Raw genomic sequence first — 14,205 nt, forward strand, 5'->3', positions numbered from 1 at the left:
CACAAAGGACTGGGGAGCATGTCCGAGGAAACCACCACCTCGCGGCGCACACTGCTCGGCTGGACCGGCGCCGGGGTCGTCCTCGGCGCCGCCGCGGCCGGCAGCGCCGTGGCCGCCGTGCGCACCGGGAACGACGTGCAGCCCGCGGCCTCCGCGGGCAGCGCGATCGCCTTCCACGGCCCGCACCAGGCCGGCATCACCACCCCGGTCCAGGACCGGCTGCACTTCGCGTCCTTCGACGTCACGACCGAGGACCGCGAGGAACTGATCGCGCTCCTGAAGGAGTGGACCGAGGCCGCGCGCCGGATGACGCAGGGCCGGCCGGTCGGCGAGGGCGCGGTCGGCGGCCTCGCCGAGGCCCCGCCGGACGACACCGGCGAGGCCCTCGGCCTCCAGCCCTCCCGGCTCACGCTGACCGTCGGCTTCGGCCCCTCGCTCTTCCGCGGCGCCGACGGCAAGGACCGCTTCGGGCTCACCGGGCAGCGCCCCGAGGCCCTGGTGGACCTGCCGAAGTTCCCCGGCGACAACCTGGACGCGAGCCGCAGCGGCGGCGACCTGTGCGTCCAGGCCTGCGCCGACGACCCGCAGGTGGCGGTGCACGCCATCCGCAACCTGGCCCGCATCGGCTTCGGCAAGGTCGCGATGCGCTGGTCGCAGCTCGGCTTCGGCAAGACCTCCTCCACCACGCCCGACGAGCAGACCCCGCGCAACCTGATGGGCTTCAAGGACGGCACGCACAACGTCGCCGGCTCCGACAGGGCCGCCCAGGACAAGCACGTGTGGGTCCCGTCCAACGACGGCCCGGCCTGGATGGCCGGCGGCTCGTACCTGGTGGCCCGGCGCATCCGGATGCACATCGAGACCTGGGACCGGACCTCCCTGCGCGAGCAGGAGGACGTCTTCGGCCGGACCAAGGGCGAGGGCGCCCCGCTCGGCAGGAAGCACGAGCGCGACACCCCGGACTTCAAGGCGATGAAGCCCGACGCGCACGTCCGCCTCTCGCACCCCGACAACAGCGGCGTGACGATCCTGCGGCGCGGCTACTCCTTCACCGACGGCACCGACGGCCTCGGGCGGCTGGACGCCGGTCTGTTCTTCATCGCCTACCAGCGCGACGTGCGCGACGGCTTCATCCCGCTGCAGATGCGGCTGGCCAAGACCGACGCGCTCAACGAGTACATCCAGCACGTGGGTTCGGCCGTCTACGCCGTACCGCCGGGCGTCCGGGACTCCGGCGACTGGTGGGGCCGCGCGCTCTTCGGGAACAACTGAAAGGAAGTGACGGCGGGTGTTCGGCAACTACCTGATCGGACTCCGTGAGGGCCTGGAGGCCAGCCTGGTCGTCTGCATCCTGGTCGCCTACCTGGTGAAGACGGACCGCAAGGACAAGCTGCCGCCGGTCTGGCTCGGCGTCGGCGCCGCGGTGCTGCTGAGCCTCGGCTTCGGCGCCGCGCTGCAGTTCGGCTCCTCCGAACTCACCTTCCAGGCGCAGGAGGCGCTCGGCGGCTCGCTGTCGGTCATCGCGGTCGGCCTGGTGACCTGGATGGTGTTCTGGATGCGGCGCACCGCGCGGCACCTGAAGGCCGAACTGCACGGCAAGCTCGACGCCGCGGTCGCCATGGGCACCGGCGCCCTGATCGTCACCGCCTTCCTCGCGGTGGGCCGCGAGGGGCTGGAGACCTCGCTGTTCATCTGGACCGCCGTGCAGGCCACCGACGACGGCGTACGGCCGCTGGTCGGCGCGGCGCTGGGACTGCTCACGGCCGTGGTCCTCGGCTGGCTGTTCTACCGCGGCGCGGTCCGCATCAACCTGGCCAAGTTCTTCACCTGGACCGGGGCGATGCTGGTCGTCGTGGCGGCCGGCGTCCTCGCGTACGGCTTCCACGACCTCCAGGAGGCCGACTGGCTGCCCGGACTGGGCTCGCGGGCCTTCGACATCAGCACGACGATCCCGGCGGACTCCTGGTACGGGACGCTGCTCAAGGGCGTGTTCAACTTCCAGCCGGACCCGACCTGGCTCCAGGTCGCGGTCTGGGCCCTGTACCTCGCGCCGGCCATGTTCTTCTTCCTGCGCCCCGGCCGCCCCGCCGCGCCGGCGGCGCGCGCCGGTTCCGGCGAGCGAGTGCCTGAGGGGGCACGGCCCGTCGGCGACGGGGGCTGACGCCCGTAGGCGTGGGTCCGTCGGCTCCCGGCCCTGCGGGGCCGGGCCCATGCCGCGCCGCGAGCGCGGCACGCGGGGGCTTCGTGCCGCCGGCACCGCGTGCGGCGGCAGGCCGGTCGTACCGGGGCACGGCCCTTCCGTGCCTCGCACCACACGGCGCGCGGCTGGGCAGGGCATGCGACCTTGCCCCGGATCCGGCGGCGGGCCGCGCTGCTCTTCCGTGTCTCGCTTCGAAGGCCCGAGGCGCCACGGCCGCCGGGCTGCGGTCCTCCTCCTCGCCGCGAGGATCAATACCGGCACCACACACTGACGACAGGCAGCGGATCCAGCGGCAGGCCCGTCCCGGCAGCCACATGCCCAGCCGGACCCCGAACTTCTGCGCCACGCTCCACACCGCGCCTCGACAACGGAAACCGCGACAGCGGCAAAGCGCCACAGCCGGGCGCCGGCCCTCCTTGCCGCGAGCATCACACCGCGCCCATCGACCCCGGCGCCAAGACCCTGGCAACGAGCAGCGGATCCAGCGGCACGCCGGTCGCGGCAGCCACATGCACGGCCGAAACCCGGACTTCTGCGCCTGGGCAACGGGAACCGCGATGGGCCGGACCGCACAACAGGCCCGTCCCGGGGGTCAAGCGACACAGCCGGACGCCGGGCTTCCGCACCCCGCACGGGCCGGGGCCGGCGGCACGGCGGCGTGACGGGCACGTGCCGGGAAGGCTCACCGCCGCCGGGAGGGGCGGCTCAGGCGATCCAGCCGGCCGTTTCGGGCTCGTGCTCGACCTGGGCGCAGGCGTCCGTCAGGACGGCGAGCAGTGGCAGGGGGTCGGGCAGCGGGCGGTCGGGGCCGTGGCCGGGCAGCCAGGTGACGACGGCGCCCGACGGCAGGCGCGAGGGCGGCATCAGCACATAGCTGGCGCGGCAATGCCAGCGCAGGCCGGGGTGCTCGTCGAGGGTCTCGGGGTGGCAGTCCAGTTCGCAGGGCCACCACTCGTCCTCGTCGGCGGTGGCGCGGGTGCCGGTGAAGAACAGGGTCCGGCCGTCGGAGACGGCCACCGGCCCGGTGGCGGCACCCTCGGCGGCCAGGCGTTCCAGGGCGATCCGGCCGGCCTCGGCGGGGACGTCCAGGACGTCGTGGGCGATGCCGGTGGCGGTGATGAAGTTCGCGAGCGGCTCGGTGCGCAGCCAGCGGCGGATCGCCTCGGGGTCCGTGGTGGCCTGGGTCTGCCAGGCGAAGGAGACGGGGTGCCGGCCCGGGGTGGGGCAGCCGATCCGGTCGCAGGAGCAGCGGTAGCCGGACTCGGCGGAGGGGTGCGCGGCGAGGGCCAGTGGCAGGCCGGCCTCGGCGGCCGCGAGCAGCAGGTCGTCCCGGTCGCGGGCGCCCGGGGTCCGCTGGGCGAGGGCGTCCTCGCCGTCGGCGTCCCGCTCCCCCGCTTTCCGGCGCAACCAGCCGGACAACCTGCCCTTGGTGACCATCGAGCCCCTTCCCTCGCCCGTGTGAACCCTCGCTCCACCCTACGTAACGAAGGAAAAGACGTGAGCGGAATCCACGGATGGTGGAATTCCATCCTGCGCCCTGTACGGATCCGGTTTGCACCCGGGGTGCCCGGAAGGTCCCCCGAAGGGGGGATGGGTGCCCGCAAATGACCCCATACCGCCCCACCGGGACGTAGCCTGGTTTCCGACAGGCTGTCGGCAAGCCCATTGACTAAGGCAAGCCTAAGTGGGCACGATTCCTGCACGGCCCGACCGCAGGAGGCTCCCCTTGACGACCGCCGGCCCCTCCGGAGCGCCACCGTTCTCCACCGTGATCCGCGCCGCCTCCCACGACCGCCACACCGAGGCGGAGAACTCCACATTCATCGGCGACCTGCTCGGCGGACGCCTCGGGGTGGCCGCGTACGCCCGGTACACCGAGCAACTGTGGTTCGTCTACCGGGCCCTGGAGGACGGGGCCGCGGCGCTGGCCGGCGACCCCGTCGCGGGCCCGTTCCTGCGGCCGGAGCTGCCCCGGGTCGCCGCGCTCGAACGCGACCTCGGCCACCTGCTCGGCTCCGGCTGGCGGGAGCGGGCGGCGGTCCTGCCCGAGACCGCCGCATACGCCGCCCGCATCACGGAGACGGCGCGCGACTGGCCGGCGGGCTATGTCGCCCACCACTACACCCGCTACCTCGGCGACCTCTCCGGCGGCCAGGTCATCCGCGGCATCGCCGAGAGGACCTGGGGCTTCACCCGCAAGGGCGACGGCGTGCGCTTCTACGTCTTCGAGGCGATCGGCAACCCCGCCGCCTTCAAGCGGGAGTACCGGACCCTGCTGGACGCGCTGCCCGCCGGCGAGCTGGAGAGGCAGCGCGTCGTGGAGGAGTGCCGCCGGGCCTTCGCCCACAACTCGGCGGTCTTCGCCGCGCTCGGACGGGAGTTCCCGCTCACCGCCTGAGCGCGTACGGCTCCCTCATGCCCCGTGCGCCCCCCAGCCGGCCGGGTCGACGCCGCCGGGCACCGGGGCGGCGGGGTCGTAGGGGGTGCGGGTGAGAACGAACGTGCCGACGTCGAGGTGGGTGACGGTGCCGTCGGCCGAGCGGACCACGCGCAGCGTCTCGCCGTCGTAGTAGCCCTCCAGCCCGGTCCAGGTGCCGTCCGGTTCGGCGCGGAAGCGGGCGCCGCGGCCGCCGCCGGGGGTCGCGGGGGCGAGTTCCAGGTCGCGGCCGGCGGTCAGCCGCAGCACGTGCGGGGAGGTGCCCCAGTACCAGGGGCCGGTGAGCGCGAGCAGTTCGGGGTCGGGGTCGGAGACCGGGCGCCAGGGCTCGGGGATGCGCGGCTCGTGCTCGGTGACGATGCGCAGCAGGTCCCGTGCGACCACCCCGGTCTGGGCGCCGGTCGTGGAGTTGGCGAGGACGACGGCGCCCACCTGCTCGGCGACGTCGCACCACAGCCCGGCCACGAAGCCCGGCATCGAGCCGCCGTGCCCGACCAGCGGCCGCCCGTCCGCCGCCGCCGTCAGCTGGAGCCCGAGGCCGTGGTCGCCGCCGGGCGCGGCGGGCCGGCGCATCTCCTCCAGGGTGGCGGCGGACAGGACGGCCTCGTCGCCCGCGGCCAGGAAGGCGGCCCAGCGGCACAAGTCGTCTGCCGTCGACCACAGTTCGCCCGCCGGTGCCATCAGGCCGGTCTCGTGCACGGCCTCCGGCAGCATCAGTTCGGCGTACGGGTGCACGGCCCAGCCGCCCGCGTGCGGGGCCTGCGGGCGGCGGGTGGTGCGGGCCATGCCGAGCGGTTCGAGCACCTGGGACCAGAGCAGTTCGTCCCACGGCTGCCCGTCGTGGAGCCGCTCCACGACGGCGCCGAGCAGGGCGAAGCCCGGGTTGGAGTAGTGGTGGCGCTCACCGGCCGGGTGCAGCCGGGCGTGCTCGCCGAGCAGCCCGTCGATGTCGGGGCGCAGCCCACCGGGGGTCCGTTCCCACCAGGGGCCGGGCGGCTCGGAGGCCAGTCCCGCGGTGTGCGCCAGGAGTTGACGGATCGTCACCCCGGTCGCGGCGGTGGCGCCGAGATGCTTGTCCACCGCGTCGTCCAGCCCGAGGCGTCCCGCGTCGCGCAGCCGCATGACCAGCACGGCCACGAAGGTCTTGGTGATCGAGCCGATCCGGTACTGCGTGTCGCCGTCGGGCGCGTGCCCGTCCACGCAGGACCGCGCGCCGGTCCACAGGGTGCGGCCGTCCCGGACGACGGCCGCCACGAGGGAGGGCGTGCGGGAGGTGGACTGGGCGACCGCGATCCGGTGCAGCAGGGCACGGCGGGTCCCGGGGAGCAGGAGGTCGTCGGAGGCGGTGCTCGGTGTCGGCATGCGCTCACCCTAGAGGCCGCCCACCAGGGCCGAACGGGCATTTTTCGGTCCGCAATCCGGTGCGCGACGTCCGCCGCGGGTCCACCATGTGCACAACGGCCTCAACCACACCGTGAGGAGCCTTCATTGAGCGCAGCGCGAACCGCTTCGTTCCGGCGGTACCTGATGTGTCCCCCCACGTACTTCCGGGTCACCTACTCCATCAACCCGTGGATGGACCCCGCCAAGCCGGTCGATCCCGCGCTCGCCCTCTTCCAGTGGGAGGACCTCCGCGACCGGTACCGCTCGCTGGGCCACGCCGTCGAGATCCTGCAGCCGCTGCCCGGCCTGCCGGACATGGTGTTCGCGGCGAACGGCGCGACCGTGGTGGACGGACGGGTCTTCGGCGCCCGCTTCGCCAACATCGAGCGCCAGGCGGAGGCCCCGGCGCACCGCGACTGGTTCCTCAGCCGCGGCTACACCCACGTCCACGACCCGCAGCACATCAACGAGGGCGAGGGCGACTTCGCGGTCACCGAGAGCTGGCTGCTGGCCGGCAAGGGCTTCCGCAGCAGCCCGCTGTCGCACTCCGAGCTCCAGGAGTACTTCGGCAGGCCCGTGATCGGCCTGGAGCTCACCGACCCGCACTTCTACCACCTGGACACCGCGCTGTGCGTGCTCTCCGGCGACGAGATCATGTACTACCCGGACGCCTTCTCCCCCGGCAGCCGGTCGGTGCTGCGCCGGCTCTTCCCCGACGCGCTGGTCGCCACCCGCGACGACGCCCTCGCCTTCGGCATGAACTGCGTCAGCGACGGGCTGAACGTCCTGGTCCCGGCCGCGGCGAAGGGGCTGCTCAAGCCGCTGCGGGAGCGCGGTTTCGAGCCGCTCACGGTCGACATGTCCGAACTGCACAAGGCCGGCGGCAGCGTGAAGTGCTGCACCATGGAGCTGCGCGACTGACCGTGATACGAAGGGGCCCATGGTTCAGCAGCCGCAGCCGCCGCGGTCCCACCGGCCCCTTCGGACCACCTACGACGCCGTGATCGTGGGCGGCGGCCACAACGGCCTGGTCGCCGCCGCGTACCTCGCCCGGGCCGGCCGCTCCGTACTCCTGCTGGAACGGCTGCCCTCGACCGGCGGCGCCGCCGTCTCGACGCGGGCGTTCAGCGGCTTCGACGCGCGGCTGTCGCGCTACTCGTACCTGGTGAGCCTGCTGCCCCGGAAGATCGTCGACGACCTGGGGCTGCGCTTCGCGGTGCGGCGGCGCCGGATCTCCTCGTACACCCCGCACGGGGACGGCGGCCTGCTCGTGGACGCCGGGTCGGCCGCCCGCACCCGGGAGAGCTTCGTGCGGCTCACCGGCTCCGACCGCGACTTCGAGGCGTGGCAGCGCTTCTACGGGATGACGCAGCGGGTCGCCGAGCGGGTCTTCCCGACGCTGACCCGTCCGCTGCCCTCGCGCGGCGAGCTGGAGCGGATCGTGGACGACAAGGCGGCCTGGGAGCAGTTGTTCGAACGGCCGCTGGGCGAGAGCGTCGAGGCGGCGTTCGACGACGACGTGGTGCGGGGCGTGGTGCTCACCGACGCCCTCATCGGCACCTTCACGCACGCCCACGACCCCTCGCTGCTGCAGAACCGCTGCTTCCTCTACCACGTGATCGGCGGCGGCACCGGCGACTGGGACGTGCCCGTCGGCGGCATGGGCGCGCTCACCGACGCACTGGCGGACGCGGCGCGGGCGGCCGGGGCGGAGATCCTCACCGGCACCGAGGTCACCGCGATCGCCACGGACGGGACCCGGGCGGAGGTGGACTTCGACGGCGGCCGCGTGTCGGCCCGGCACGTCCTGGTCAACGCCTCGCCGCACGCCCTGGCCGGACTGCTCGGCGAGCCCGCCCCGGACCGGCCCGAGGGCGCCCAGCTCAAGGTCAACATGCTGCTGCGCCGCCTGCCGCGGCTGCGGGACGCGGACGCGGACCCGCGCGAGGCGTTCTCCGGCACCTTCCACATCGCCGAGTCCTACAGCGGGCTGCAGAGCGCGTACGAGGAGGCCGCGGCCGGGGCGGTGCCCACGGCCCCGCCGTCGGAGATCTACTGCCACTCGCTGACGGACCCCACGATCCTGGCCCCCGGGCTCGTCGCGGAGGGCATGCACACCCTCACCCTGTTCGGGCTGCACGCTCCCGCGCGGCTCTTCGCGGCCGACCCCGCCGGGGCGAAGGACGCCCTGCTGAGGGCCACGCTCGCGCAGCTGGACGCGGTGCTCGCGGAGCCGCTGGCGGACTGCCTGGCGGTCGACGCGGACGGGCGGCCGTGCATCGAGGCCAAGTCGCCGCTGGACCTGGAGCGGGAGGTCGGCCTGCCCGGCGGGCACATCTTCCACCGGGACCTGTCCTTCCCGTACGCACGGGAGGACAGTGCGGACGGCGAGGACGCCGGCCCCTGGGGCGTCGGGACGGCCCACGCCAATGTGCTGCTCTGCGGCGCGGGCGCCGTGCGGGGCGGCGGCGTCAGCGGCATCCCGGGCCACAACGCGGCCATGGCGGTGCTGGGCGCCTGACGGCGCGGGACCGGGGTGGGCCGGAACGGCCCCGGCCCCGCGGCGGCGACGCGCCACGCCGCGGGCACACCGGCACAGGGCTCGCGACATCCAACACGAAGGTTCAGCCCGGCGCCCAAGCCCGCCACGCAACGCGACGCAGCCGGAACGCCCCCACCGGCTACTCCGGCCGCGTCCAGGGGCGGCCACGCGTCGCCCCACGCCACGTCCCGCGCCGCCCGGTACAGGGCGCCCTGCCACTCCGGCGTCGGCCCGGGCAGGAAAGTGGCGCAGCCGAACCGTCCACGTACGGCAGCGACCCGCCCTTGGCTGGACGGGGCGACGACCCGCGCCCGGCGGGCCCCCTCCCGGACCGGCTACTCCTCAGCCGCCTCCGGGGGCGGCCAGACATCACCCCAGGCCGCGTCGCGCGCCGGTCGGTACGGGGGGCGTGTCATCCGCTCCGGCGTCGGCCCGGGCAGGAAAGTGGCGCAGCCGAACCGTCCACGTACGGCAGCGACCCGCCCTTGGCTGAACGGGGCGACGACCCGCGCCCGGCGGGCCCCCTCCCGGACCGGCTACTCCTCAGCCGCCTCCGGGGGCGGCCACGCGTCGCCCCAGGCCACGTCCCGCGCCGCCCGGTACAGGGGGCCCTGCCGCTTGCTGACCGTGGTGCGCCGCAGCCCCTCCTCGACGGTGCACAGGTCGATCAGCACCTGCCCCTTGCGGATCTGCGGGTGGCGCACCACCCGGTCCGGCGCGGGCCCGGCGGGGAAGCGGGCCGCGGCGACGTAGCTGAACTTCTCGTCCTCGTAGGGCAGCGAGCCGCCCTTGACCTGGCGGTGCAGCGAGGTCCGGGCGACGCGGGCGGCGAAGTGGCACCAGTCGGGGGCCTGCACCGGGCACGCCCCGTCGTGCGGGCAGGGCGCGAGGACGTGGAGGCCGGCCGCGACGAAGGTGTCGCGGGCGGCGAGCACCCGGGCGTAGCCGTCGGGGGTGCCCGGTTCGACGACGAGGACGGCCCCGCGCGCGGCCCGGGCGGCCTCGGCGACGACGGCCTCGCGGTCGGCGTCGGCCAGTTCGCCGATGACGTACGAGAGCGTGATCAGGTCGGCCTCGGGGAGCCGCGCCGCGGTGCCGAGCGGCGCCTTCACCCACTGCGCCTGCCGTACGGCCTCGTGCCCGGCGGCGGCGGCCAGGTCGCGACCGAGGGCGAGGGCGGCGTCCGACCAGTCCAGGACGGTGCTGGTGTGCGTGCCCTCGTCCCAGGCGTCGGCGACGGCCCAGGTCGCGGCGCCCGTGCCGCCGCCCACGTCGAGGTGGCTGTCCGGTGCCCACTCCCCTGCCCGGTCGCGGAACTCCGCGAGCGCCGCGGACACGGCCGCGTAGGTCGCGGGCATGCGGTAGGACGCGTAGGCCGCCACGTCGGAGCGGTCGCGGAGGATCGGCGTGCTGCTGGGCGTACGTCCCCGGTAGGTGGCGATCAGGCGGTCGACGGCCTGGGCGGCGCGGCCCGGGGGGAGCCCGTCGAGGAGATCGGCGAGGGCGGCATGCAGAGTGGACACAAGGGACAAGGGTAAGGGCCGCTTCCGCACCGCCCGCCCGGCCGGGCGGCGCCCCCCGGGTCGCCGTCCCCCGCCGCGCGTCACCCGGACGGCCGAACGTGCGGACGATCGTTCGCCGGTCCCCCGGGTCCGGCCCGCGACGGGCAAACCCACCGGTTGATCTCCACAGGCCGCAACACAGGCGCAATCAGCCACAAAAGGGCGAACGCTTCACTGGAGTGGTCAGATCCAGCCGAACGTGAACTTCAGGACAACGGACCTCCGAAATTTCGTAAACCGCAGCGAACGTACAACTGTTTGGCATAGCGTTCCGGCTTACTACGGCACACCGCTGCTTGGGGAAGTGGCAGGCGTGCCCACTTTGTCGCGTTGTGCCAGGGGGGTCCATGCGGCGGGTCGGTACACCCAGTTCGGAAGAGATACAAACAACTCCCGCGCAGGGCCGCGCCGTCGCGGCACCGCACGGATCGAGCGACAAGGCGCGCTGGTACCTCCCGGTGGCACTCGTCACCGACGCGGCCGGGGCCGGGGTCCCCGTCGAGCTCGTCTTCGACGCCACGGGCCAGCCGCACCCCCTGCTCTGCGCGGGGACCGCGGCGCTGTCCTGGGCCTGTGTGCAGGCCGGGCGGCACCGCTACGCGAGCCGGGTGCTGGGCGAGTCCCGCAGCGCGCGCTCGGTGCTCCACGACTGGCTGATCCTGCTGGGCGTGCTGGCCATGGTCCGCACCGTGGTGGGCGAGGCCTCCGAGCCGCTGGTGGCGCTGCTGGCGCTCACCCCGGGGCTGCTGCTGACCGCCGCCTGCCGCAAACTGACGTACCACCACCTGATCGCCTCGCGGCGCGTGGCCCACGCCGTGCGCCGGGTGCTCGTGGTGGGCGAGCCCAGCGCGGCGGACTACGTGGTCGACCATCTCGCGGCGCGCACCGACCACGAGTACGTGGTGGTCGGCGCGGTCCCGGTCGGCCTGGCCAACCTGGAGTGCGGCGCCCCGGTCGCCGCCCGGCTGGACTCGCTGCCGCCGGCCCGTCCGAGCGGCGACTCGGGCGCGGTCCTCGCCGCCGCCCGCGAACTCGGCGCGGACCTGCTGCTGGTGGCACCCGGTCCGCGGATGGCCGGGGAGCGGCTGCGCCGGCTGTCGTGGGCGGTGCACGACGCGGGGGTGCCGCTGGCCGTCCTGCCCGGTCTGACCGATGTCTCCGAGCGCCGCGTGGAACTCGCCTCTGCCGCCGGGCTCACGCTCCTGCACATCAGCCCGCCGGTGCGGCGCGGGGTGCAGATCACCCTCAAGTCGGCGCTGGACCGGGTCGGGGCGGGGGTCGGGCTCCTGCTGCTCTCCCCGCTGTTCGGGCTCATCGCGGCGGCCATCCGGCTGGGCTCCAAGGGCCCCGTGTTCTACCGGCAGATCCGGCACGGGCTGGACTGCGTGCCGTTCACGATGTGGAAGTTCCGCACGATGGTGGCCGACGCGGACGACCGCAAGCCGGAACTGGCGCCCGCCAACGAGAACGACGGCCTGATGTTCAAGATGCGCCGCGACCCCCGGGTCACCCGGGTCGGACGCATCCTGCGCCGCTGCTCGCTGGACGAACTGCCCCAGCTCCTCAACGTTCTACAGGGTGACATGTCCCTGGTGGGTCCGCGTCCGCCGCTGCCCGAGGAGGTCGCGCGCTACGACGAGGTCGAGCTGCGGCGGCTGGCGGTCAAGCCGGGCCTGACCGGCCTGTGGCAGGTCAGCGGGCGCTCCGAGCTCTCCTGGGACGAGACCCTCCAGCTCGACCTGCGCTACGTGGACAACTGGACGTTCACCAGCGACGTCGACCTGATGGCCCGTACGCTCCGGGCCGTCGTCGACGGCCGCGGAGCGTACTGATGCCCAGGGGCTCAGTCCGCGCCGTGCTCCCGCCACCAGGCATAGGTCGAGGCGATGCCGTCGCGCAGGGCGATCTCCGGCTTCCAGCCGAGGCCGGTCAGCCGGGAGACGTCGAGCAGCTTGCGCGGGGTGCCGTCGGGCTTGCCGGTGTCCCAGACGATGTCGCCCTCGTAGCCGACGACCTCCCGTACGGTGTCGGCCAGTTCGCGGATGGTGAGGTCGGCGCCGCAGCCGATGTTGACCGGCTCGTCGCCGTCGTAGGCGCTCAGCAGCAGCGCGCAGGCGGCGGCGAGGTCGTCCACGTGCAGGAACTCCCGGCGCGGTGTGCCGGAGCCCCACAGCACCACCTCGGGGGCCCCGGCCGAGCGCGCCTCGTGGAAGCGGCGGATCAGGGCCGGCAGCACGTGCGAGGACGCGAGGTCGAAGTTGTCGCCGGGCCCGTAGAGATTGGTCGGCATGGCGGAGACGAAGGACGCGCCGTACTGCCGCCGGTAGGACTGCACTTGGACGATGCCCGCGATCTTGGCCAGCGCGTACGCCTCGTTCGTCGGCTCCAGCGGGCCGGTGAGCAGGGCGTCCTCGCGGATCGGCTGGGGTGCGTGCTTGGGGTAGATGCAGGACGAGCCGAGGAAGAGCAGCCGGGCGACCCCGGCGGCGTGCGCACCGGCGATCACGCTCAGCTGGATCCGCAGGTTGTCCTCCAGGAACTGCACCGGGTAGGTGCTGTTGGCCATGATGCCGCCCACCTTGGCGGCCGCCAGCACCACCGCGTCCGGGCGGGTCCCGGTCAGGAACGCCTCGGTGCGCGCCGCGTCGCGCAGGTCGAGCTCGTCGCGGCCGCGGGTGACCACCTCGTGGCCGTCGGCCTCCAGCCGGCGGACGAGCGCCGATCCGACCAGTCCGCGGTGGCCCGCGACGAAGATCCGGGCACGCTCCGGCAGGGTTGCGTTCGCTTGGGTCATGACAGGCGATTCTGCCAGCCCGGGTCACCCCATAGGGGCTGAACCCAAACATCTGTACGCAAAGGAAACATATCCGACCCCAGGGGGGACAGCGCATGGGCAAGAGCGCCCTGATCACGGGTGTCACCGGCCAGGACGGCTCCTATCTCGCGGAGCTGCTGCTGAGCAAGGGCTACACGGTGCACGGCCTCGTCAGACGGTCGTCCAGCTTCAACACCGAGCGGATCGACCACATCTACCAGGGACCCCAGGAGGCGAATCGTTCCTTCACGCTCCATCACGCCGACCTCTCCGACGGCGTGGCCCTGGTCAACCTCCTGCGCGACCTGCGCCCCGACGAGGTCTACAACCTGGGCGCGCAGTCCCATGTCCGCGTCTCCTTCGACGCCCCGCTCTACACCGGCGACGTCACCGGCCTCGGCTCGATCCGGCTGCTGGAGGCCGTGCGCGCCAGTGGCGTCGACACCCGCGTCTACCAGGCCTCGTCGTCCGAGATGTACGGCGCCACCCCGCCGCCGCAGAACGAGCGGACGCCCTTCCACCCGCGCAGCCCCTACGGCTGCGCCAAGGTGTACGGCTACTGGGCGACCGTCAACTACCGCGAGGCGTACGACATGTTCGCGGTCAACGGCATCCTCTTCAACCACGAGTCCCCGCGCCGCGGCGAGACCTTCGTGACCCGCAAGATCACCCGCGCCGTCGCCCGCATCAAGGCGGGCCTGCAGGACCGGCTCTACCTGGGCAACCTCGACGCGGTCCGGGACTGGGGCTACGCGCCGGAGTACGTCGAGGCGATGTGGCTGATGCTCCAGCGCGACACCCCGGACGACTACGTGGTGGCCACCGGGGAGGCCGCCACCGTACGGCAGTTCCTGGAGACCTCCTTCGCGCACGCCGGCCTCGACCCGTCCGAGTACGTGCGCTACGACCCCAAGTACGAGCGCCCCAGCGAGGTCGACGCCCTCATCGGCGACGCGAGCAAGGCCGCGGACCTGCTCGGCTGGAAGCCCTCGGTGCGGGTGGACGAGCTGGCGCGGATCATGGTCGACGCGGACTGCGAGCAGGTCGCGCGGCAGCTCGCGGGCGCGACCGTGCGCATCGACCGCTGACGCGGCCGCCGGGCTCCCGGCGGCTCCGCGCTGCGCCCCTCCCCGGCCCGCACCTGGCCATATCCGCTTGCACAGGGGCGAATTCCCCCTCGCAGATGTCGGACAGGGAACATCCGGCCGGGTATGGGGTGAACACAATTTCGTCAAACTTTCTACCGGCCCTGTTCGCACACCCCTA

At 73.6% G+C, this 14,205-nt stretch carries 11 protein-coding genes; 7 read left to right on the plus strand and 4 right to left on the minus strand.

From position 1 onward, the window contains the following. The first annotated feature begins 18 nt into the window (after positions 1 to 18). Both efeB and efeU read left to right on the plus strand, forming a co-directional pair. A complete protein-coding gene (gene efeB, locus ACIP64_RS30775) occupies positions 19 to 1,272 on the plus strand; it encodes an iron uptake transporter deferrochelatase/peroxidase subunit (RefSeq protein WP_401593012.1) in 1,254 nt (417 codons plus the stop codon). Positions 1,273 to 1,288: 16 nt separating this feature from the next. Continuing rightward, positions 1,289 to 2,161, plus strand: a complete 873-nt coding sequence (gene efeU, locus ACIP64_RS30780) for an iron uptake transporter permease EfeU (RefSeq protein WP_401593014.1) — start codon at positions 1,289 to 1,291, stop codon at positions 2,159 to 2,161. Positions 2,162 to 2,905: 744 nt separating this feature from the next. Here efeU and ACIP64_RS30785 read toward each other — a convergent pair. Beyond that, the gene (locus tag ACIP64_RS30785; RefSeq protein ID WP_401593016.1) at positions 2,906 to 3,637 is read right to left on the minus strand and encodes a bifunctional DNA primase/polymerase; all 732 of its coding nucleotides are present in this window, start codon (positions 3,635 to 3,637) and stop codon (positions 2,906 to 2,908) included. A 289-nt stretch (positions 3,638 to 3,926) separates the two neighbouring features. Between ACIP64_RS30785 and ACIP64_RS30790 the strand changes: the two genes are divergently transcribed. Next, positions 3,927 to 4,598: a heme oxygenase (biliverdin-producing) gene (locus ACIP64_RS30790; RefSeq protein ID WP_401593018.1), complete on the plus strand. Its 672-nt coding sequence runs from the start codon at positions 3,927 to 3,929 to the stop codon at positions 4,596 to 4,598. Positions 4,599 to 4,613: 15 nt separating this feature from the next. Here the strand turns inward: ACIP64_RS30790 and ACIP64_RS30795 are convergent, their stop codons facing one another. After that, positions 4,614 to 5,999 carry a serine hydrolase domain-containing protein gene (locus tag ACIP64_RS30795; RefSeq protein ID WP_401593020.1) on the minus strand — a complete coding sequence of 462 codons (1,386 nt, stop codon included), beginning with the start codon at positions 5,997 to 5,999 and terminating at the stop codon, positions 4,614 to 4,616. 126 nt (positions 6,000 to 6,125) lie between these two features. On the opposite strand from ACIP64_RS30795, the gene ddaH reads away from it, so the two are divergent. Beyond that, entirely contained in the window at positions 6,126 to 6,941 is an 816-nt protein-coding gene (gene ddaH, locus ACIP64_RS30800) for a dimethylargininase (RefSeq protein WP_401593022.1), read from the plus strand. 19 nt (positions 6,942 to 6,960) lie between these two features. Continuing rightward, the gene (locus ACIP64_RS30805) at positions 6,961 to 8,541 is read left to right on the plus strand and encodes a phytoene desaturase family protein (protein ID WP_401593024.1); all 1,581 of its coding nucleotides are present in this window, start codon (positions 6,961 to 6,963) and stop codon (positions 8,539 to 8,541) included. A 557-nt stretch (positions 8,542 to 9,098) separates the two neighbouring features. On the opposite strand, the gene ACIP64_RS30810 is transcribed toward ACIP64_RS30805, so the two are convergent. Continuing rightward, positions 9,099 to 10,085, minus strand: coding sequence for a small ribosomal subunit Rsm22 family protein (locus ACIP64_RS30810; RefSeq protein ID WP_401593026.1), 987 nt, complete (start codon positions 10,083 to 10,085; stop codon positions 9,099 to 9,101). 386 nt (positions 10,086 to 10,471) lie between these two features. Here ACIP64_RS30810 and ACIP64_RS30815 point away from each other — a divergent pair, with 386 nt between their 5' ends. Beyond that, on the plus strand, positions 10,472 to 11,956 hold the full coding sequence (locus ACIP64_RS30815; RefSeq protein ID WP_401593028.1) for a sugar transferase: 1,485 nt from the start codon (positions 10,472 to 10,474) through the stop codon (positions 11,954 to 11,956). Between the two features lie 11 nt (positions 11,957 to 11,967). Here the strand turns inward: ACIP64_RS30815 and ACIP64_RS30820 are convergent, their stop codons facing one another. Then, complete coding sequence (locus ACIP64_RS30820) at positions 11,968 to 12,918, minus strand: GDP-L-fucose synthase family protein (RefSeq protein ID WP_401593030.1); 951 nt, start codon at positions 12,916 to 12,918, stop codon at positions 11,968 to 11,970. A gap of 95 nt (positions 12,919 to 13,013) precedes the next feature. Here ACIP64_RS30820 and gmd point away from each other — a divergent pair, with 95 nt between their 5' ends. Next, the gene (gmd, locus tag ACIP64_RS30825) at positions 13,014 to 14,027 is read left to right on the plus strand and encodes a GDP-mannose 4,6-dehydratase (protein ID WP_401593032.1); all 1,014 of its coding nucleotides are present in this window, start codon (positions 13,014 to 13,016) and stop codon (positions 14,025 to 14,027) included. Positions 14,028 to 14,205: the final 178 nt, after the last annotated feature.

This window comes from Streptomyces sp. NPDC088733 (genome assembly GCF_044751185.1).
Classification (GTDB): Bacteria; Actinomycetota; Actinomycetes; order Streptomycetales; family Streptomycetaceae; genus Actinacidiphila.

Bases quoted from the DNA above. Each gene is read 5' to 3' on its own strand.
- efeB (WP_401593012.1), top strand. From the start codon at position 19: ATGTCCGAGGAAACCACCACCTCGCGGCGCACACTGCTCGGCTGGACC.
- ACIP64_RS30785 (WP_401593016.1), bottom strand. From the start codon at position 3,637: ATGGTCACCAAGGGCAGGTTGTCCGGCTGGTTGCGCCGGAAAGCGGGG.
- ACIP64_RS30795 (WP_401593020.1), bottom strand. From the start codon at position 5,999: ATGCCGACACCGAGCACCGCCTCCGACGACCTCCTGCTCCCCGGGACC.
- ACIP64_RS30805 (WP_401593024.1), top strand. From the start codon at position 6,961: ATGGTTCAGCAGCCGCAGCCGCCGCGGTCCCACCGGCCCCTTCGGACC.
- ACIP64_RS30815 (WP_401593028.1), top strand. From the start codon at position 10,472: ATGCGGCGGGTCGGTACACCCAGTTCGGAAGAGATACAAACAACTCCC.
- ACIP64_RS30820 (WP_401593030.1), bottom strand. From the start codon at position 12,918: ATGACCCAAGCGAACGCAACCCTGCCGGAGCGTGCCCGGATCTTCGTC.
- gmd (WP_401593032.1), top strand. From the start codon at position 13,014: ATGGGCAAGAGCGCCCTGATCACGGGTGTCACCGGCCAGGACGGCTCC.